Origin of the sequence: Aliivibrio sp. 1S128 (assembly GCF_001691065.1) — a bacterium.
Classification (GTDB): domain Bacteria; phylum Pseudomonadota; class Gammaproteobacteria; order Enterobacterales; family Vibrionaceae; genus Aliivibrio.
Window position 1 is genome coordinate 546 of the sequence record NZ_MAJV01000115.1, and the last position, 689, is coordinate 1,234.

The following is a 689-nucleotide window of genomic DNA, read 5'->3' on the forward strand; positions in this document are numbered from 1 at the left end:
TTATGCAGGCGTTATGTGTTTATGAGGCTTAAAGGATAAAATGATAAATTTAGACGTTATAGTTAAAATAATTGGTGTGCTGGGTTTCTTTATTAGTGTGATTACATTTGTTTTAACTAGATATGAACGTCGGGCGAAATGTATAGCTGAAATAGTTGTTGGTGATTTAAGTAATTATTCGTCAGAATTAACATCTGAGACTGATCTACTTGAAGAAACGCTGAAAATACGAATTACCAATATCGGCGGGCAGCCTGTAATTTTAAAGCCTGAAACTTTTTTCTTTAGTGCTCTGAATAAAAAAATTACAAAAAATCAGAATGAATTAGATTGGTTTGGTATTAATCAATTACCATCACCACTTAATCCTGGTTGTTCTTGTGAAGTCGGAGTTATAACTGAGGGTATATTATCAATTTTAGGGTTTGAGGATTTAAAGAAATATTGCAATGAGTTAGAACATAAAAAAACTGAAATACCAATAGAGGTAGGGGTTTCAGATTTAAATAATCGTACATATAAAAGTAAGGGGTTTACTTACTATTATTACGTATACTCATTGGAAAGACACACATAACAAATGCATCAACACGATTTACTACACTCGGCATCTCAGGTTGTCGGGTGTTTCTCGTTTTAAGGCGTCAATTTTAAGTATAATTGCATAGTAGTAAACGTGTTATGCAGGC

General features: G+C 32.7%; 1 protein-coding gene. It reads left to right on the forward strand.

Annotated elements, in window-relative coordinates; genetic code table 11:
- Positions 1-40 precede the first annotated feature (40 nt).
- Positions 41-577: a hypothetical protein gene (locus tag A6E03_RS16280; protein ID WP_065601291.1), complete on the forward strand. Its 537-nt coding sequence runs from the start codon at positions 41-43 to the stop codon at positions 575-577.
- Positions 578-689 lie beyond the last annotated feature (112 nt).